This window comes from Rhodococcus sp. AH-ZY2 (genome assembly GCF_030916465.1).
GTDB lineage: Bacteria > Actinomycetota > Actinomycetes > Mycobacteriales > Mycobacteriaceae > Rhodococcus > Rhodococcus ruber.
The window spans coordinates 3262481-3284069 of the sequence record NZ_CP126458.1; the positions used below are offsets into that span (position 1 = coordinate 3262481).

At 71.4% G+C, this 21589-nt stretch carries 2 protein-coding genes; both read right to left on the minus strand.

The genetic code is table 11. The annotated features are described in order from the left end of the window. Positions 1–134: 134 nt before the first annotated feature. The gene (locus QNA09_RS15890) at positions 135–20948 is read right to left on the minus strand and encodes a non-ribosomal peptide synthase/polyketide synthase (RefSeq protein WP_308071973.1); all 20814 of its coding nucleotides are present in this window, start codon (positions 20946–20948) and stop codon (positions 135–137) included. A gap of 288 nt (positions 20949–21236) precedes the next feature. After that, positions 21237–21584, minus strand: a complete 348-nt coding sequence (locus tag QNA09_RS15895; RefSeq protein WP_017682323.1) for a hypothetical protein — start codon at positions 21582–21584, stop codon at positions 21237–21239. Positions 21585–21589: the final 5 nt, after the last annotated feature.

Sequence of the window (21589 nt, forward strand, 5' to 3'; positions counted from 1 at the left end):
CCTCCGATACCTCTGCGTGTCGCGCACTGTCGTGCGCGCTCCGTCCGACCCCGTGGCACCCGGTGCCCACGGGGTCGGACGACAGTCGATGTTCGATTATCCCGGTCGGACCGACAGCAAACGAAGCGCCCAGGTCAGAGCCCCCCACCGGTGATCTCGTCGGCCGCGGCGAGCACGGATCGGACCAGTTCGGCGAACCCGTCGGCACCCAGCGCGGGCAGGACGCCGGGGATGAGGGTGTTCAACACCACAGGCACGAGCGCCTCCGCGGTCAGCGCCCCGCCCGTCGCGGTGGCCGTCGCGGCCAGCTTCTGCGCGAACTCCCCGAAGGTGACGTCCCGGCCCTCGTGGCTGAGCGCCACCGCGTCGGGGGCGGCCTCGGCGGCGGCGGCGACCAGATCCGGCAGGTCCGCCACCGTCCGCGGCTTGCGCGGCGCGGCCAGCCGGGCCCGTTCGGCCTCGGTGAGGATGTCGATCGCCCGCAACCGGATCTGCGGATCCGACGTCACCGCCTCGAGGATGCGGGTGAACCGCTCGGCGAACAGCTCGACCGTCTCCCGGTCGAACAGCGCGGTCGCGTAGGTGAAGATCACCTCGAGGCCGCCGAGGCCGCCGCCGGGCGCGAACTGCTCGACGAAGGTGCACTGCAGGTCGAACTTCGCCTGGTGGGCGCCCGCATCGAGCGGGGTGACCGCCAGTCCGGGCAGTTCCAGCGTGCCGGTCTCGATGTTCTGGAACGTGAGCATCACCTGGAACAGCGGCGTGTACGAGCTCGACCGCCTGCGGCCGACGGCGTCGACGAGCCGCTCGAACGGCACGTCGGCGTTGCCGAACGCCGCGAGGTCCTTCTCCTTCGCCTGGGCGAGCAGATCGGCGAAGGTGTCCCCGCCGGCCACGCGGGTGCGCAGCACCAGCGTGTTGACGAACATGCCCACCAGGTCGTCGAGCACTTCCTCGGCGCGGCCTGCGGTCGGAGTTCCGACCGCGACGTCCTCGGCGGACGCCAGACGCGACAGGAGCACCGCGAGGGCGGCGTGCACGACCATGAACACCGTCGCGTTGTGCTCGCGGGCGGTCTTCTCGATGCGCTGCGCGAGCGCCTCCCCGATGGTGAACGTCACCGAGTCGCCCTCGGTGGACTGCCGCGCCGGCCGCGGCCGATCCGTCGGCAGCGCGAGCAGCTCGGGACTGCCGGTCAGCTCGTCGGTCCAGTACCCGAGCTGGCGGGACAGCTCGCTGTCGGGGTCGTCCGGGCTGCCGAGCACCCGCTGCTGCCACAGCGTGTAGTCGGCGTACTGGACCGGCAGCTCCGCCCAGCCGGGCATCTGCGCCTCGGCGCGGGCGGCGTAGGCGACCATCACGTCGCGCACGAGCGGCCGCATCGAGTAGCCGTCGGCGCTGATGTGGTGCGCCACCAGGGCGAGCACGTGCTCGTCGTCGGCGACGCGGAACAACCGTGCCCGCACCGGCGGGGTCGGTGCCGTCACGTCGAAGCCCGCACCGAGGACGTCGGTGAGCCGGTCGACGATCTCGTTCTCCGACACCGGCACCGGGGTCAGGTCCGGCAGCGCCTGCGCCGTCGGGAGCACCACCTGGACCGGGCCGTCCGCCGTGTCCGGGTACACCGTTCGCAGCACCTCGTGCCGTGCGATCACGTCGGCGACCGCCGAGCGCAGGGCCTCGGTGTCGAGGGAGCCGCGCAGCCGCACCGCGACGGGGATGTTGTAGACCCCGGACCCGGGATCCACCTGGTTGAGGGTCCACATCCGTTGCTGCGCGAGCGACAGCGGAATCCGGTCGGGCCTCTGCTGCGGTACCAGCGGTGGCCGGGCACCGCGGCCGACGGACGGCTGGATCCGGCCGGCCAGCGCCGCGACGGTCGACGCCTCGAACACGGTCCGCACCGACACCCGGGTGTCGAGCGCGACACCGAGCCGGGAGGCCAGCTGCGTCGCGAGCAGGGAGTTGCCGCCGAGTTCGAAGAAGTCGTCGTCGAGGCCGGCGCGTTCGATGCCGAGAACCTCGGCGAGGATCCGGGCGACGATCTCCTCCACCGGGGTGGTGGGGGCCCGGAACTGCCCGGTCTCGAACTCCGGCTCGGGCAGCGCCCGGCGGTCGAGCTTGCCGTTGGTGTTCAGCGGGAGCGCCTCGAGGACGACGAACGCCGACGGCACCATGTACGACGGAAGGGCCTGCGCCAGTGCCGTCTTCGTCTCGGCCGCATCGAATCCGGCAGCGTCCGCTCCGGCAGCGTCGGCTCCGACGGCCGGGACCACGTAGGCCACCAGCCGGTCGCCGACGTGCGGGTCGGTGCGCACGAGGACGGCGACGTCGCGCACCCCGTCGCGGGCGCGCAGCACCGATTCGATCTCCCCGAGTTCGATGCGGTAGCCGCGCACCTTGACCTGGAAGTCGGCGCGGTCGCGGTAGACCAGCTCGCCGTCACGGCTCCAGTGCACGATGTCGCCGGTGCGGTACATCCGGCCGCCGCCGAACGGGTCGGCGACGAACCGGTCGGCGGTCAGGTCGGGACGACCGTGGTAGCCGCGCGCCAGCTGCGCGCCGGCCAGGTACAGCTCGCCGGCCACCCCGATCGGCACCGGGCGCAGGCGCGCGTCGAGCACGTACACGCGGCTGTTCCACTCGGGCACACCGATCGGCACGACCGTGGTGTCGGCGTCGCTCGTCTCGTGCACGGTGACGGACACCGCGGCCTCGGTCGGCCCGTACAGGTTGAACAGGGCCGCCGCGTTGTCCGCCCGGAACTGCCGCGCGGTGGCCGCCGGCAGCGCCTCGCCGATGGCGAGCACGCGCCGCAGCGACGACGCGACCTCCCCACCCGCGGCGGTCGTGAGCATCGACAGCATCGACGGCACCACATGCAGAGTGGTGACGCGCTCGTCGCGCAGCAACCGCAGCAGGTAGTCGGGATCGCGGTGCCCGTCGGCGGTCGCGATCACCAGACGCGAGCCGGAGGTGAGCGCCGACCAGAACTCCCACACCGACAGGTCGAACGTGGCGACGGTCTTGAGCAGCACCGCGTCGTCCGGTCCGAGATCGAACGCGTCCCGCTTCCAGACCATCTGGTTGACCACGGCGGCGTGCGGAACCGCCACACCCTTGGGCCGGCCGGTCGATCCGGACGTGAAGATCACGTACGCGGTGTTCGCCGCACGCAGCGGCGCGCGACGTTCGGCCGCGGTCACCGGCGCGTCCGGCAGACCGGAGAGGTCCACGCGGTCGAGTTCGACGACCGGCACGCCGGGCACGTCGATCCGATCCGCCGCGACCGTGACCACGCACGTGGGCGCCGCGGTGTCGAGGATGTAGGCGTTGCGCTCGGCCGGCTGGTCCGGGTCGAGGGGCACGTACGCACCGCCGGCCTTGGCGATCGCGTACATGCCGACGACGAGTTCCGGCGAACGCCGCACGATCAGCGCGACCCGGTCCTCCGGCCCCACGCCCTGGGCGATCAGGTGCCGGGCGAGACGGTTGACGCGGGCGTCGAACTCGCCGTACGTGACGGCGGCACCCTCGTACACCAGTGCGACCGCGCCGGGGTCCCGGCGTACCTGCTCGTCGAACAGGTCGACGAGCGTTGCGGCCGCGCCGGTCTCGTGGGCGGTGTCGTTCCACGCCGCCAGGACGTCGTGCTCTTCGCGCGCGAGGAGCACGGGGTGCTCGCCCACCGGCACGTCCGGCGCCTGCACCAGTGCACGGAGCAACTGCCGGAAACGCTCGGCCACAGCACGCGCGGTGCACTCGTCGAACAGGTCGGTGGCGAAGGTCAGGATCGCGTCCATCCCGGCCGGGGCGCCCTGCTCGTCGTACCGGTCGCTGACGATCAGGTGCAGGTCGAACTGCGACGTGCCGCCCTCGAGGTCGATCGGGGCGACGGTCAGGCCCGCCAGTTCCAGTTCGGTGCGCTGCTGGTTCTGGAACGAGAAGCCCACCTGGAACAGCGGGTGCCGCGCGGTGGAGCGGGCCGGGTTGAGCACCTCCACGAGCCGCTCGAAGGGCACGTCCGCGTGTGCGAACGCCTGCAGGTCGGTTTCCCGTGCCGCCCCGAGCAGTTCGTCGAACGACCGGTTTCCGTCGACGGAGAGGCGGAAGACCAGCGTGTTGACGAACATGCCGATCAGGTTCTCGACGGCGGCCTCGCCGCGGCCCGCGATGGGCGTGCCCACCGCGATGTCGTCGGATCCGGACAGGCGCGCGAGCAGTGCCGCGAACGCGGCATGCATCGCCATGAACACGGTCGCGTTGCGGGCGCGCGCGAGGTCGCGCAACGCGGCGTGCACGTCCGCGTCCACGACGAACTCGACCCGGTCGCCGCGGAACGACTGCTGCACGGGCCGCGGCCGGTCCGTGGGCAGGTCCAGCTGATCCGGCAGATCGGCCAGCGCGGTCCGCCAGTGGTCGAGCTGGCGGGCGGCGAGCGACTCGGGATCGTCCTCGGATCCGAGCAGCTCCCGCTGCCACAGCGCGTAGTCCGCGTACTGCAGCTCGAGCGGTGCCCACGCCGGCTCGGTGCCGGCGGAACGGGCGGCGTACGCGGTCATCACGTCGCGCACCATCGGCACCATCGACGAGCCGTCCGCGGCGATGTGATGCACCACGGTGACCAGGACGTACTCGGTGGGTGCGAGACGCAGCAGCGCGATCCGCAGCGGGATCTCGCGGGTGACGTCGAAGCCGGTCGAGGCGAGTTCGCGCAGGCGCGGTTCCAGCTCGGCCGCCGGGACGTCGATCGGGTCGAGGTCGACCGGGACCGCGGTGGCGGGCCGGATATCCTGTACCGGACCGGAATTCGTCTCCGGGTACACGGTCCGCAGGGTCTCGTGGCGGGCCACCAGGTCGGCGACGGCGGCGCGCAGCGCGTCGACGTCGAGGTCGCCGGTCAGGCGCAGGGCCATCGGGATGTTGTACGCCGTCGACTCGGGGTCGAAGCGGTTGAGGAACCACATGCGCTGCTGCGCCGGCGACAGTGGGATGCGTTCGGGACGCGTGCGCGCGGTCAGCGGCACCCGGGCGCCGCCGGTGGCGTCCTGCTCGACCCGCGCCGCGAGCGCGGCGACGGTCGAGGCCTCGAACAGCGTCCGCACCGGGACCTGCGTGTCGAGCGCCGCCCCGAGCCGTGACACGACCTGCGTCGCGATCAGCGAGTTGCCGCCGAGCTCGAAGAAGTCGTCGTCCGCGCCCACCCGCTCGACGCCGAGCACCTCGGCGAACGTGCCCGCGACGATCTCCTCGACCGGCGTCGACGGCGCCCGGAAGACCCGGGTCTCGAACACCGGTTCCGGCAGCGCCCGGCGGTCGAGCTTGCCGTTGACGGTCAACGGGATCGCGTCGATCACCACGAACGCCGACGGCACCATGTACTCCGGCACCAGCGCACCCGCCCCGGCGCGCAGTTCCTCGACGTCGACGGTCGCGCCGTCGGCGGGCACCACGTACGCGACGATGCGCGCCGCGCCGGGGGCGTCCTCGCGCACGATCACCGCGGCCTGCCCGACCGTCGGCTGGGCCAGCACGGCCGACTCGACCTCGCCGAGCTCGATCCGGAAGCCGCGGATCTTGACCTGGTCGTCCGCGCGGCCGAGGTACTCGAGGTCCCCCGAGACCGCCCAGCGCGCGACATCGCCGGTGCGATACAGCAATCCACCGTCGGCGGAGAACGGGTCGGCCACGAACCGGGCCGCGGACAGGTCCGGGCGGCCCAGGTAGCCGCGGGCCAGCTGGCCGCCGCCGACGTACATCTCACCGGCCACGCCCACCGGAACCGGGTTGAGGCGGGTGTCGAGGACGTAGACCCGCAGGCCCGCGATCGGCACGCCCACGATGCTCGCGGAACCGGCCTCGGCCAGCTCCGCACCGATCTCCCGGTACGACACGTGCACCGTGGTCTCGGTGATGCCGTACATGTTCACCAGCCGCGGGGAGGTGTCCCCGTGCCGGGTGAACCAGCCCGCCAGCCGGCGCGGCTCGAGGGCCTCACCGCCGAAGATCACGTACCGCAGAGCGAGGTCGCCCTCCGTGCCACCGGCCGTGCGGTCGGCCTCGGCGAGCTGGTAGAACGCCGACGGTGTCTGATTGAGCACCGTCACCCGTTCGCGCACGAGCAACTCGCGGAACGCCTCGGGCGAGCGCGAGGTGAACCAGTCCACGACCACCAGGGTGCCGCCGTACAGCAGGGGGCCCCACAGTTCCCACACCGAGAAGTCGAACGCGTACGAGTGGAACATCGTCCACACATCCGACGGGCCGAACCCGTAGACCGACTCGGTGTTCACCATGAGCCGCACCACGTTCCGGTGCGGGATCAGCACGCCCTTCGGCCGGCCCGTGGACCCCGAAGTGTAGATGACGTACGCGAGGTTCGCGGCGCCCAGCGGCGCGGTGCGCTCCTCGTCGCGGATCGGCGCGTCGTCCGTCCCCGAGAGGTCGACGGTGTCGAGCTCGACCACCGGCACCGCGGTGGGCACCTCGATCCCGGTGCCGGAGGCGGTGAGCACCGCGGCCGGTGCGGCGTCGGTGAGCATGAACTCGATCCGGTCGGCCGGGTAGTTCGGGTCCACCGGCAGATACCCGCCGCCGGCCTCGAGCACCGCGACGAGGGCGACCACCAGATCCAGCGACCGCGGCAGCGCGACCGCCACGAGCGACTCGGGGCCCACGCCCACCGAGATCAGATGCCGGGCCAGTCGCCGCGCCCGGGACGCGAACTCCGCGTAGGTCAGTGCCTCGTCGCCGAACCGCACCGCGGTGTCGCCGGGTGCGGCGGCGACCCGCGCCTCGAACATGTCCACCAGCGTCACGTCCGCCGGGGCGACGTCGTCACCGAGCGAGTTCCACCGGGAGACCACGAGTTCACGTTCGAACTCGTCGACGATCTCGATGTCGCCGACCGCCACCGACGGATCCGCCGCCACGGCCCGCAGGATCCGCAGCAGCTGCTCGGCGAAGGCGGCGACGCGCAGCTCGTCGAACAGGTCGGTGGCGTAGGTGACGGCGGCGGCGATGCCGGCCGCCGAACCGTCCTCGGCCACCTGCTCCGAGAAGGTGAACTGCAGGTCGAATTTCGCCGTGGGCGGGTCGTAGTCGAGAGCCTCGAGCGCGAGACCGTCGAGTTCGAACTCGGCCTGTCCGATGTTCTGGAAGGTCAACACCACCTGGAACAGCGGGTGCCGGGCCTGGGAGCGCTCCGGGTCGAGGATCTCCACCAGCCGTTCGAACGGCACGTCCGCGTGGGCGAACGCGTCGAGGTCGCTCTCGCGCACCGCGCTGAGCAGTTCCGCGAAGGACTGCCCGCCCTGCACGTCCGTGCGCAGGACGAGGGTGTTGACGAACATGCCGACCAGGTCGTCGAGGGCGGCCTCGCCGCGGCCGGCGACCGGGGTGCCGATCGCGATGTCCTCGGTGGCGGACAACCGGGCCAGCAGCACCGCGAGCGCCGCGTGCACGACCATGAACAGCGACGTGTTCTTCTCGTGCGCAAGGTTCTGCAGACGGTCGTGGAGCGCCTCGTCGACGTGGAAGCGGCTGGTGCGGCCGTGTCCGGAGGCCCGCTCGGGACGGGCCCGATCGGACGGCAGGTCCAGCTGGTCGGGCAGCCCGGCGAGCGTGCGCTTCCAGAATTGCACCTGTTCGGCGGCCACGGATCCCGGCTCGTCCTCGGAGCCGAGCACGTCGCGCTGCCACAGGGCGTAGTCCGCGTACTGGATCTCGAGCGGTGCCCAGCCGGGCAGCTCGCCGCGGGTGCGGGCCGCGTAGGCGACCATCACGTCGCGGGCGAGCGGACGCAGGGAGAACCCGTCCGTGGCGATGTGATGGGCGACGAACAGCAGCACGTGCTCGGTTCGGCTCAGCTCGAAGACCACCGCACGGAAGGGCACCTCGGTGGTGACGTCGAACCCGCGCGTGACGAGTTCGCGGGCACGGTCCGGCAGGGCCTGCGCGTCGATCTGCTCGACCTCGAGCCGCACCGGGGATTCCGGCAGGATCTGCTGGTAGCCGGTGCCGTCCACGTCGGGGTAGACGGTGCGCAGCACCTCGTGGCGCTCGGTCAGGTCCCGGATCGCCCCGCGCAGGGCGGGCACGTCGAGGGCGCCGGTGAAACGCACGCCGATCGGGACGTTGTTCACCGCCGACCCGGGGTCGAATCGGTTGAGGAACCACATGCGCTGCTGCGCCGGCGACAGTGGGATGCGCTCGGGCCGCTCGTACGGGGCCAGCGGGGTGCGGCGACCCGCGCCGGCCTCCTGCTCGGCCCGCACCGCGAGAGCCTCGACGGTCGGGGCGTCGAACAGTGCCCGCACCGGGATCGACGCGTCGAGCGCGTCGCTGAGGCGGGCCGCGACCTGCGTCGCGACGAGGGAGTTGCCGCCGAGATCGAAGAAGTCGTCGTCGCGGCCGACCCGCGGCACACCCAGTACCTGGGCGAAGACGCCCGCGACGATCTCCTCGACCGGGGTCCGCGGCGCGGTGAAGGTGCGTGCTTCGAAGGTCGGGGCCGGCAGCGCGCGCCGGTCGATCTTGCCGCTGGCGTTCAGCGGGAACGCCTCCAGGGCGACGAAGGCCGACGGCACCATGTAGGACGGCAGCGTGGTGGCCAGCGCGTCCTTCGCCCGGGCGGGGTCGAACGCGACGCCCGGCTCGGGAACGACGTAGCCGACCAGTTGCGATCCGAAGCGCGGGTCCTCGCGCACCACGGCGACGGCCTGGCGCACCTCGTCGAGGGCGGTCAGCTGCGACTCGACCTCGCCGAGTTCGATACGCAGGCCGCGCAACTTGACCTGCAGGTCCGTGCGGCCCAGGTAGTCGAGCTCGCCCGCGGCGGTCCACCGCACCAGGTCGCCGGTGCGGTACATCCGCTCGCCGCTGGCCCAGGGGTCGGCGACGAATCGCTCGGCCGTCAGATCCGGGCGGCCGTGATAGCCCCGCGCCAGCTGGGGACCGGTGAGGTAGAGCTCGCCGGCGACGCCGAGCGGCACGGGGTGCAGCCGTTCGTCGAGCACGAGCGCGCCGGTGTTCCAGACCGGGGTACCGATCGGGACCGTTGCGGTGTCGCCGGGTCCGGCCGTCCGGTGGACGGTCTGGATCGTCGTCTCGGTCGGGCCGTACAGGTTGTGGACGGGTGCATCGCTCAGTGCGTGCAGCCGGGCGACGGTGTCGGCCGGGAGGCTCTCGCCGCCGCAGAAGACCTGGGTCAGGGACGCGGCGGTCGCCCGGTCGAGGTGTTCGAGCACGGCGTCGAGGACGGCGGGCACGAACTGGGCCAGGGTGACGGCGTGCCGGGCGATCGCTGCCGCCATCGCGGCGGGGTCGCGGTGCAGGTCGGGTGCGCCGACCACGATCCGGGCGCCCACGAGCGGCGGCAGGAAGATCTCCCAGACCGAGGCGTCGAAGGTGGCGGGGGTCTTGAGCAGCAGGACGTCGCCGGCGCCCGGGCCGAACTGGTCCTGCATCCACAGCAGCTGGTTGACCACGGCGGCGTGCGGCACGGCCACACCCTTCGGCCGGCCGGTGGAGCCGGACGTGTAGAGCACGTACGCAAGATGATCCGGGCGCAGCGGTGCGAGCCGGTCGGCGTCGGTCAGGGGCGCGTCGCCGTACGGTGCGGTGTCGGCCTCGTCGAGCGCCACGATCGGCACCGTGCCCGCGCCCGGCAGACGGTCAGATCCGGTGCGGGTGAGAACCATTACGGGCGAAGCGGATTCGAGGACGTACGCGATCCGGTCGGCCGGCTGGTCCGGGTCGAGCGGGACGTAGGCGGCCCCCGCGGCCAGGACGGCGTGGATCGCCACGAGCATCTCCGTGGAGCGGCTCGCGGCCACCGCGACGACGGTGTCCGGTCCCGCGCCGTGCGCGACGAGATACCGCGCCAGGGCGTTGACGCGGGAGCCGAACTCGCGGTACGTCCACGTCGACTCGGCCGACTCCACAGCCACGGCGTCGGGCGTGCGGGCCGCCTGCCGGGCGAGGAGATCGACCAGGGTGGCGTCGGAATCGAGCGCTCGACGGGGACCGTGCGAAAGCTGCTCGACCGCAACGAGTTCCGTCCCCGGCAGCATCGGCAGGTCGCCGACCGGCACGTCGGGTCGTTCGGTCACCAGCCGCAGCAGCCGGACGAACCGGTCGCCCACGGCGGCGATCGTCGAGGCGTCGAACAGGTCGGTGGCGTAGGAGATCTCGACGGCGAGGGCACCCGCGTCGGTGCCGGCCGCCTGACCCTCGAGGATCGTGACCATGAGGTCGAACTTCGCCACGCCGCCGTCGAGCGGCAGTTGCGCCACCGACAGTCCCGGTAGTTCCAGGGCCACGTCGCCGATGTTCTGGAACGCCAGCATGACCTGGAACAACGGGGTCCGGGCCTGGGTGCGTTCCGGCGCGAGCACGTCCACCAGGCGCTCGAACGGCACCTCGGCGTGCGCGAAGGCCCCGAGGTCGACTTCGCGCACCCGGGCGAGCAGTTCGGCGAAGGTGTCGGCAGTGTCCACCTCGGTGCGTAGCACCAGGGTGTTGACGAACATGCCGATCAGGTTGTCGAGCGAGCGTTCCCCCCGGCCGGCCACCGGGGTGCCGACGGCGATGTCCCGGGAGGTGCCGAGACGGGCCAGCAGCAGCGCCAGGGCGGCGTGAACCACCATGAACACCGTCGCGCGCTGTTCGCCGGCGAGCCGGCCGAGCGCAGCGTGCAGCGACTCGTCGAGTGTGAGCCTGTGTGTCGCACCACGATTCGTCGCCACCGCGGGCCGTGGACGGTCGGTCGGCAGGTCGAGGCCGTCCGGCAGGCCGTCGAGCGTCTGCTTCCAGTATTCGAGCTGACGGGTGACGAGCGAGTCCGGATCGTCCTCGGAGCCGAGCACGTCGCGCTGCCACAGGGTGTAGTCGGCGTACTGGATCTCGAGCGGCTCCCAGGCGGGTTCGTTGCCGAGCGACCGGGCCGCGTAGGCGACCATGATGTCGCGGGTGAGGGGACCCATCGAGAAGCCGTCGCCGGCGATGTGGTGCATGACCGCGACGAGCACGTGCTCCTCGGGGCTCAGGCACAGCAACCGCACGACGATCGGGACGTCGGTGGACACGTCGAAGTGCGTGGCCGCCAGCGTCCGCAGTTCGTCGGGCAGCTGCGCCGGGTCGATGCGCACGGCCTCGAGCGGGACGCGGGCCTCGGAGGGCGCGAGCACCTTCTGGTAGCCGTACCCGTCGAGGTCGGGGTAGACGGTGCGCAGGGATTCGTGGCGGGCGAGGACGTCGCACACCGCTTCCTCGAGCGCCGGGACGTCGAGCCGGCCGGACATGCGGACGGCCACGGGAATGTTGTTCGCCGTCGAATCGGGATCGAACCGGTTGAGGAACCACATGCGCTGCTGGGCGAGCGACAGCGGCACCCGCTCGGGCCGGGGTTGCGGAACCAGCGGGGCACGTCGCGCCGGACCGTCGTGACCGTCGATCCGGGCGGCCAACGCCTCGACGGTCGAATTCTCGAACAGCACCCGCAGCGGCACCGACGCGTCGAGCGCCGCCCCGATCCGCGAGACCACCTGCGTGGCGATCAGCGAGTTGCCGCCGAGCGCGAAGAAGTCGTCGTCGAGACCGACCCGCTCGAGACCGAGCACCTCGGCGAACACACTCGCCACGATCTCCTCCACCGGAGTCGTCGCGGCACGAAACGCCTTGACCTCGAACACCGGCTCCGGCAACGCCTTCCGGTCCAGCTTGCCCGACGCGTTCAGCGGCAACTCCGCGAGCACCACGAACGCCGACGGCACCATGTACGACGGGAGGTGCGCCTCGAGGGTGCGACGAGCGAAGGCGTCGTCGAACGCTCCGGCCGCCGGGACGACGTACGCCACCAGCTGCTCGGCACGGACCAGCGCGACCGCCTGGGCCGCCTCGGTGTGTTCGACGAGGGCGGCTTCGATCTCGCCGAGTTCGATGCGCAGACCACGCAGCTTGACCTGGAAGTCCGTGCGGCCCAGGTACTCGAGCTCCCCGCCGGCGGTCCACGTCACCAGATCACCGGTGCGGTACAACCGCTCCCCCGCCGCCCCGAACGGGTTCGCCACGAACCGATCCGCGGTCAGATCCGACCGGCCGACGTACCCGCGCGCGAGCTGCACACCCGCCAGATACAACTCACCCGGCACCCCCACCGGCACCGGATGCAACCGCCCGTCGAGCACGAACACACCCGTGTTCCACACCGGCGCACCGATCGGCACCGACACCACATCCGCGTCGGTCACCTCGTGGAACGTCACATCCACCGCGGCCTCGGTCGGCCCGTACAGGTTGTGCACCGCCGCCCCCGGGACCAGCGTCCGCAGGCGCGCCGCGACGGCGCCCGGCAGTGCCTCACCCGAGGCGAAGACGTAGCGGAGCGAAGGCAGGTCGGCCACGGTCGGCTCGGCGACGAACACGGCGAGCATGGAGGGCACGAAGTGGACCACCGAGACGGACTGCTCGGCCATCAGCGCAGCAAGGTAGGCGGGGTCGCGGTGCCCGTCCGGGGCCGCGACCACCAACCGCGCCCCCACCTGCAACGGCCAGAAGAACTCCCACACCGACACATCGAACGTGAACGGCGTCTTCTGCAACACCACATCCGCGCCGGTCAGCCCGTACCGCCCCTGCATCCACACCAGACGATTGACGATCGCCGCATGCGAGACCGCCACCCCCTTCGGCCGCCCCGTCGACCCCGACGTGAAGATCACATACGCCGTGTTCGACCCCCGCAACGGCGCCCGCCGCTCCGCATCGGACACCGGCGCACCCGAGTACCCCGACACATCCAACTCGTCGAGCACCAGAGTGCGGACAGAGCTCTCCCCCGGCACCACGAACCCGTCCCGCGTCGTGGTCAACACCACCACCGGCGCCGCCACCTCGAGGATGTACCCGTTGCGCTCGGCCGGCTGATCCGGATCCAGCGGCACATACCCGCCCCCGGCCTCCACCACCGCATACATCCCCACCAGCAGATCGATCGACCGGCGCATCGCCAACCCCACCAGCGACTCCGGCCCCACCCCCACCGACACCAGATGCCGCGCCAACCGCCGCACCCGCCCGGCGAACTCCCCGTACGTCAGCGACACACCGTCGAACGTCACCGCCGGCGCCTGCGGCGACCGCCGCACCTGCTCCTCGAACAACCCCACCAACGTCACCGCCGGCACCGCATGCCCCGTGTCGTTCCACACCTCGAGCACCCGCGACCGCTCCCCCGGCTCGAGGATCTCCAGATCCCCCACCGCCACCGACGGATCGGCCACCACCTCCTCGAGCACCCGCACGAACCGCGCCGCGAACCCCGCCACCGTCGACGCATCGAACAGATCCGTCGCATAGGTGATCTCGGCGACGAGCCCGTCGGCTCCGCCGTCGTCGTCCGTGGACTCGGACAGCGTCAGCTGCAGGTCGAACTTGGCCACCGAGGTGTCGATGGCTTGTGTCTCCAGGACGAGCCGGGGCAGCTCCACGTGGGTCGACCCGAGATTCTGGAAGGCCAGCATGACCTGGAACAGCGGGTGCCGCGCCGTCGACCGGGCGGGATTGAGCACCTCCACCAGCCGCTCGAACGGCACGTCCGCGTGCGCGAACGCACCGAGCGCGGCCTCCCGGGCGCGGGCGAGCTGCTCGGTGAACGGCTGGTCCGGGTCCACCTGGGTCCGCAGCACCAGGGTGTTGACGAACATGCCGACCACGTTGTCGAGTTCCTGCTCGCCGCGACCGGCCACCGGGGTGCCGACGGCGATGTCGTCGGTCCCCGACAACCGCGCCAGCAGCACCGACAGCGCCGCGTGCACCACCATGAACAGCGTGGTGCCGTGCCGGCGCGCGACGTCGTCGAGCGCGGAATGGACCTCGGCGGACACGACGAACCGCTCGGTGCCGCCGCGGAACGACTGCCGTGCCGGCCGCGGCCGGTCCGACGGCAGGTCGAGCTGGTCGGGCAGCCCGGCGAGGGTGGTGCGCCAGTAGGCGAGCTGGTCGGCGATCAGCGACTCCGGGTCGCTCTCGGAGCCGAGAAGTTCGTGCTGCCACAGTGTGTAGTCCGCGTACTGCACCGGCAGCGGCGGCCACGCGGGACGCTCCCACTCGATGCGCGCGGCGTAGGCGGCCATGACGTCACGTGCGACCGGTCCCATCGACCAGCCGTCGGCGGAGATGTGGTGCATGACGATCGCCAGCACGTGCTCGGTCGGGTCGATCTCGAACAGGTGGGCCCGCACGGGCACCTCGCGGGTCACGTCGAACCCGGTGGACGCGAGCGCCGAGATCTCCTGCTGCAGGTTCTCTTCCGTGATCGACGTCGGCGTCAGGTTGGGCACCGCCGTGGCAGCGTCCGTGACGACCTGCATCGGCCCGTCGGGCCCCTCGGGGTAGACGGTTCGGAGCGACTCGTGCCGGTCGATGACGTCCATGATGGCGACCTGCAGCGCGGTGATGTCGAGTTCACCGGACAGTCGCAGCGCGAAGGGCAGGTTGTAGGTGGCCGATTCGGGCTCGAACCGGTTCAGGAACCACATGCGCTGTTGGGCCAGGGACAGCGGGATCCGGTCGGGGCGCGGCTGGGCCACGAGCGGGATGCGGCGGCCGGCGCCGGCACGGTGTTCGACCCGCGCGGCCAGCGCGACGACGGTCGACGCCTCGAACAGCAGACGCACGGGCACCTGGGTGTCGAGGGCCGCACCGAGCCTGGACACGAGCTGGGTCGCGACGAGCGAGTTGCCACCGAGCTCGAAGAAGTCGTCGTCCAGCCCGACCCGGTCGATGCCGAGGACGCTCTCGAATGTGCCCGCGACGATCTCCTCGATCGGCGTGGTGGGGGCGCGGAAGGCCCGCGCCTCGAACACCGGCTCGGGCAGTGCCTTGCGGTCCACCTTGCCGTTCGGGGTGAGGGGGACGGCGTCGAGGACGACGCAGACCGAGGGAACCATGTAGGACGGCAGGAATCCGGCGACGTACCCGGTGAGCTCCTCGCTGTCGAGTCCCGCCTCGCCGTGGACGTAGGTGACCAGAGTGGTCTGCCCCGAGGGCATTTCGTGCCCGATCGTGGTGGCGAAGTCGACGGCGGGGTGCGAGAGGTAGGCGGCGTCGATCTCCCCCAGTTCGATACGGTAGCCGCGGACCTTGACCTGGAAGTCGGTCCGCCCGGCGTACACCAGCCGGCCCTCGTCGTCCCACCGTACGACGTCGCCGGTGCGGTACATGCGCTCGCCCGGCGCGCCGAACGGGGAGGCGACGAAACGGTCCGCCGTCAGTGCGGGCCGCCGGTGGTAGCCACGCGCGAGCGCGTCCCCGGTCAGGTACAGCTCCCCGGACACGCCGACCGGAACGGGGTGCAGCCGCGCGTCGAGCACGAGGGCACCGACCCCGGCCACGGGGGTGCCGATGGTGATGGGCTCGCCCGGGTGCAGTTCGCCGCGGGTGGTGACGATCGTGGTTTCGGTCGGGCCGTACGCGTTGAAGTAGCGGCGGCCGGGCGACCAGCGGGCGACCAGATCGGCGGTGGAGACGTCGCCGCCGACGTTGAGGACGCGCAGCGTGTCGAGATCGCGGGGGTCGACCGATCCGAGCACGGCGGGGGTGATGACGGCATGGGTCACCCCGTACGTCTCGATCAGGTCGTGCAGTTCGGTGCCACCCAGCACGTTCGCGGGTGTCACGACGAGTTCGGCGCCGGAGGAGCCGGCCATCAGCCACTCGAGCACCGACGGGTCGAAGCTGGGCGCGCACACGTGCAACACCCGTGACCGCTCGGTGACGCCGTACAGTTCGACGCTCTCCTGCACGAGCGCGGCGAGCCCGTGGTGGGTCACGGCGACGCCCTTCGGCAGGCCCGTCGACCCCGAGGTGTAGATCATGTACGCGACGTGGTCGAGGCGCAGCGGCGCGAGCCGGTCGGCGTCGCCGAGCGGCGCGGCCGAGGCCCGTTCGATCGCCGCGCGGGTCTCGTCGGCGTCGAGGGCGTTCCAGTCGAAATCCGCCGGCAGCTCCGGCAGGTGCGCGGCGGTGGTCAGACCGAGGACGGCGCCGGAGTCCCGGACGATGTGCCGGATGCGTTCGACCGGGTGGGCGGGATCGATCGGCACGTACGCGGCGCCGGTCTTGGCGACGGCCCACACGCAGTGCACCATCTCCGCGGAGCGCGGGAAGGCCAGGGCCACAATCGTCTCGGGTCCGACACCGCTGTCGACGAGGACGCGGGCGAGGCGGTTGGACCACTCGTCGAGCTCCCGGTACGTCAGGGCCGACTCGCCGCATCGGACGGCGATCGTATCGGGCGCGAGATCCACTCCAGCCGTGAGCAGTTCGACGAGCGGTCGCTCCGCACGATGGAGTTCGGGGCCGCGGACCGAGACGAGCCGGGCCTCCTCCTCGGGCGCGAGGAGGTCGATGTCACCGACGGGCGTGGCCGCATCGGCGACGATCGCTTCGAGGATCCGCACGAAACGCTGCCCGAAGACGTCGACGGTGTCGGTGTCGAACAGGTCGGTCGCGTACTCGAACACGGCATTGACGCCGGCCGGGCGCCCCTCGTCGTCGGTCCGCTCGACGAGCCACAGCTGCAGGTCGAACTTCGCGATCGGCACGTCGAACTCGGCCGCGGTGGCGCGCACCCCGGAGAACGAAATGTCGCGCGTTCCAGGAGATTCCACCGCCAACGCAGCCTGGAACAACGGGTGCCGAGCCGTGGACCGGGGCGGCTTGAGGACCTCCACGAGCCGCTCGAACGGGACGTCCGCATTGGAGAAGGCGCTCAGATCGGAGTCGCGGACCCGGTCGAGGAGTTCCTCGAAGCGCGCACCCGGATCGACCCGGGTACGCAGCACCAGCGTGTTGACGAACATGCCGATCAGGTCGTCGAGCAGACGATCACCACGGCCGGCGACGACGCTGCCGACGGCGATGTCGTCGGATCCGCTCAGTCTCGACAGGAGGACGGCGTACGCGGAGTGCATCACCATGAACAGCGACGCATGGTGCGAGCGGGCGACCTCGACGAGACCACGGTGGGTCTCGGCCGAGATCACGAACCGGCGCTTGTCGCCGCGGTAGGTGGCGACCGCCGGGCGGGGACGATCCGCGGGCAGGTCGAGCTGATCCGGGATGCCGTCGAGTTCCCGAGTCCAGTAGGCGATCTGCTGCGCGGAGATCGAGTTCGGGTCGGATTCGAGACCGAGCACGTCGCGCTGCCACAGCGCGTAGTCGGCGTACTGCACCGGGAGCGCGGACCAGCCGGGTTCGGAGCCGGCCGCCCGCGCCGCGTATGCGGCAACGATGTCGCGCACGAGCGGCTCGAAGGACGACCCGTCGGCGGCGATGTGGTGCAACACCATCGCCAGGACGAATTCGTCGTCCGCCAGCCGGTACAGCGCGATCCGGAACGGCACGTCGACGGCGACGTCGAACCCGCGCTGTGCCAGGGCCACGACCCGGTCGTGCAGCTCGGACGCGGTGATGTCGAGCACGGGGACCCGGCTGTCGACGTGTTCGACCGGCAGGATCACCTGTTGCGGTTCCCCGTCGACGGCCGGGTAGACGGTCCGCAGCGTCTCGTGCCGGGAGACGACGTCGCCGAAGGCGGCGTCGAGGGCGGCCGGATCGAGCGGACCGGTCAGCCGCACCGTGAAGGGCAGGTTGTAGGCGGCGGTGCCGGCGTCGAATCGGTTGAGAAACCAGATCCGCTGCTGCGCCGTCGAGAGGGGCAGCACGTCCGGCCGCGGGCCCGCGACGAGCGGCCGGCGGGCACCCGATCCGGACTGTCGTGCCACCCGGGCCGCGAGGCCCACGACGGTGGACGACTCGAACAGCACCCGCACCGGAACCTGGGTGTCCATGGCGGAGCCGATCCGGGACACGAGCTGGGTGGCGACGAGCGAGTTGCCGCCGAGTTCGAAGAAATCGTCGTCGAGGCCGACCTCGGCGACTCCCAGGACCTCGGAGAACGTCTCGGCCACGACCCGTTCGGCGGCGGTGCGCGGCGCCCGGAACATGCGGGCGCTGTTGAACACCGGCTCGGGCAGGGCCTTGCGGTCGAGCTTGCCGCTGGTGTTGAGCGGGAACGCGTCGAGCACCATCAGCGACGCCGGAACCATGTACGACGGCAGCGCCCGGCCCAGCGCCTCGGTCAGCGCCTCGGTGTCGATCGCGTGGCCGGGGGCGGCGACGAGGTAGCCGACGAGCTGGTCGCCGGTCGCCGTCGGCACCACGAGCACGACGGCCTGCGAGACCTCCGGGGCGGCGAGCAGGACCGCCTCGATCTCGCCCAGCTCGATGCGCTGACCCCGGAACTTGACCTGGAAGTCGGTCCGGCCGATGTAGTCGAGGTATCCGGCACCGTCCGCGCCGAGGCACCACAACACGAGGTCGCCGGTGCGGTACATCCGGTCGCCCGGGGCACCGAACGGATCGGCGAGGAACCGGTCGGCGGTGAGGTCGGGGCGGCGCAGGTAGCCGCGCGCGAGCTGGACCCCGGCGAGGTACAGTTCGCCGGGCCTGCCGGGCGGCACGGGCCGCAGCCGGTGGTCGAGGACGTAGACGCGGCTGTTCCACTGGGGGACGCCGATCGGGACGGTGGTCACGTCCTCGGCCGTGGCGCGATGGTAGGTGATCGAGACCGCGGCCTCGGTGGGTCCGTAGAGGTTGTGCAGCTGCGCGGGGCACAGCTGGGCGAACGCGGCCGCCGTCTCGGCCGGCAGCGCCTCACCGATCACGAACACGTGACGCAGCGTGTCGCACGAGCCGGGCCGGGCATTGGCGACGAACACCGTGAGCATCGACGGCACGAAGTCGGTGACGGTGACCCCGTGTTCGGCGATCCGGTCGGCCACGTACATCGGGTCGCGGTGGCCGTCGGGGGTGGCGATCACCAGGGTCGCCCCCACACGCAGTGGCATGAAGAAGCCCCACAGCGACACGTCGAACGTCGTCGCGGTCTTCTGCAGGTACACGTCGGACGCCGACAGCGCGTACTGGTCGTTCATCCACCGGATCTGGTTGTCGATCGCCCGGTGCGTGACCGCGACACCCTTGGGACGCCCGGTGGAGCCCGAGGTGAAGATGACGTAGGCGGTGCTGTCGAGGCGTACCGGCCCGAGCCGGTCGGCGTCGGTGAGCGGGCGCGTGTCCAGGCCGGTGAGATCGATGCGGTCGATCTCGACCACATCGAGGCCGGCGGGCAGATCCACCCGGTCACGCGCGGTCGTGACCACGCAGACGGGCCGGGCGGTGTCGAGAATGTAGGCGGTCCGGTCCGCGGGGTGATCCGGGTCGATCGGCACCCAGGCGCCGCCGGCCTCGAGGATCGCGTACATGCCGACGAGCAGTTCGAGCGAACGCCGCACCGACAGTCCGACCAGGGACTCCGGTCCGACGCCGCGCGCGACGAGCAGCCGCGCGAGCGCGTTCACGCGGGCGTCGAATTCCGCGTACGTCAGGCTTTCGCCCTCGTACACGAGGGCCGTGGCGTCGGGTGTGCGTGCCACCTGCTCCTCGAACTCCGCGAGCAGCGTGCGGTGGTCGACGAGGTGCTCGGTGCGATTCCACTCGGTGAGCACCCGGGCGGTCTCGGCGCCGGTTCCGAGGGGCAGGTCCCATACCCGCCGCTCGGGATCGGCCGCGACGAATCGGTCGAAGAACTCCACGAACCGGGCGTGGTGCGCCCGGGACTCCTGCACGCCGTACAGGTTGGGGTTGGACTCGAAGTCGATGTGGGTGCGCGTGCCACCGCTCTTGTAGACGTTGACCCCGAGGTCCTCGATGAGACCGGTGGACAGGATGTTGATCCGTCCGACCATGTCGCCGAGGCGGACCTCGTTGTCGAACAGCATGATGTTGACCCACGGGCCGAAGAACGTGGAGCGGCCGCCGGCCGCACTCCCGGCGTCGCGGACGATGTCCTCGTGGCGGTACCGCTGGTGCCGCAGCGCTCCCGAGACGGCGGCGGTGGCCGACGCGACGAGCTGTCGCACGGTGGTGCCGGCGGCCACCTCGAGGCGCAACGGCACCACGTTGGAGACCATGCTGCCGGACCGGCGCAGTACCGCGGTGGTCCGCGCGGCGACGGGCAGGCTGAGCACGACGTCGGTGCGGCCGGTCATCTGGGCCATGTAGGCGGCGAAGGCGGCGATCACCGCGGTGGCGAGGCTGGTGTTCTCGCGTTCGGTGAAATGGTCGACGAGCTCCTCGACGCGGGCGCCGAGCGCGGCGCTGTCGATCCGGCTGACGGGGGCCGGCGGTGCGGGGCGGCCGGCCAGGCTGGTGGGTTCGTCGATGCCGTCGACGATCGTCGACCAGTACTCGCGGTCGGTGTCGAACCGCGGTGAGTTCCGGTACGCGATCTCGGCCTCGTACACGGTGCGCACGTCCGACGCCTTGTTGGGGCTGGGTTCGGCGCCCTCCACGGCGGCGGTGTAGAGCTCCGCGATCCGGGTCATGAAGGTCGCGGCGCCGAAACCGTCGAGCGCGAGGTGGTGGACGCGGTTGTACCAGAAGTAGCGGCGCTCGCCGATCTGCAGGACGGTGGCCGAGATCAGCCGGTCCTTGAGCACGTCGACCGGGGTGCTGCGGTCGGCGCGCATCCACTCCATCGCGGCCTCGCGCGGATCGTCCGCGTCCCGCAGGTCCACGTATCCGATGGAGGCGTCGAGGGTCGGATCGACGAGCTGGTACGGCTGCGCGTCGACCTCGAGGAACCGGAGGAAACCGGAGCCCATCTCGAGCGCGGCACGCGCGCTGGCCTCGAGCAGGAGGCCACGGTCGAGGTCGCCGACGAGCTCGACGTACTGGGCGATGTTCGCGGGCACCGACGGGTCGACGTGTTGCGCGAACCACATCCCGAGCTGTGCCGGAGAGAGGGGGAAGGCACCGTCCGGCACGTTCGCCGCGTTCGTGTTCGTCGCACCCGATCCGCCGACACCCAGCGAGTCCAAACCCCAACCTCTCTCTCACCGTCGGACGCAGGCCCGACCGTCGCGCCCGGTGACCCGGGCGAGCACCGTGCTCAGGTATATCTGCTGTTCAGGGGAGGAGCGTTACACGGCGGACAACGGCGCGAACGCCGCGAGACCCGCCGGGACAACGATCACCCCGCCTGTCGGCGCGGAGCTGCCCGAGCAGGTTACTCGCCGGTCGCCTTCCGGCCGCCTGACTTGCGCACCGGACCAATCTACAGGGTCGGTAAGGTCGGCTTCATCTTTGCCGCCGCGGTGTCGGAGCGGTCACCAGAGCACGGCGATGACGACGTTGAGGACACCGAGCGCACCGGCCGCGTGTGCCAGGGCTGCGGTCGAGCCCGGGTTCTGCCGCTCCTTCTTCAGACCGACGATCGCGAGTACGAGGATGACGACGGCGACGACGAGCTTGACACCGATCTTCATGTGGTTCAGGTCGGCGCCGTCCGCCTCGTTGAGCCCGACCAGCGCGAGTCCGGTCACCACCTGCAGGATCGCGCCGTGCAGCATGCCGGCCACCACGCGCGGTTCCTTGATCACGGCGAGCCAGGAGCCGATGATGCCGGCGAGGCCGATGAAGTGCAGGATGAGGAAGATGTCAATGGCGAGCGTCATGCGGC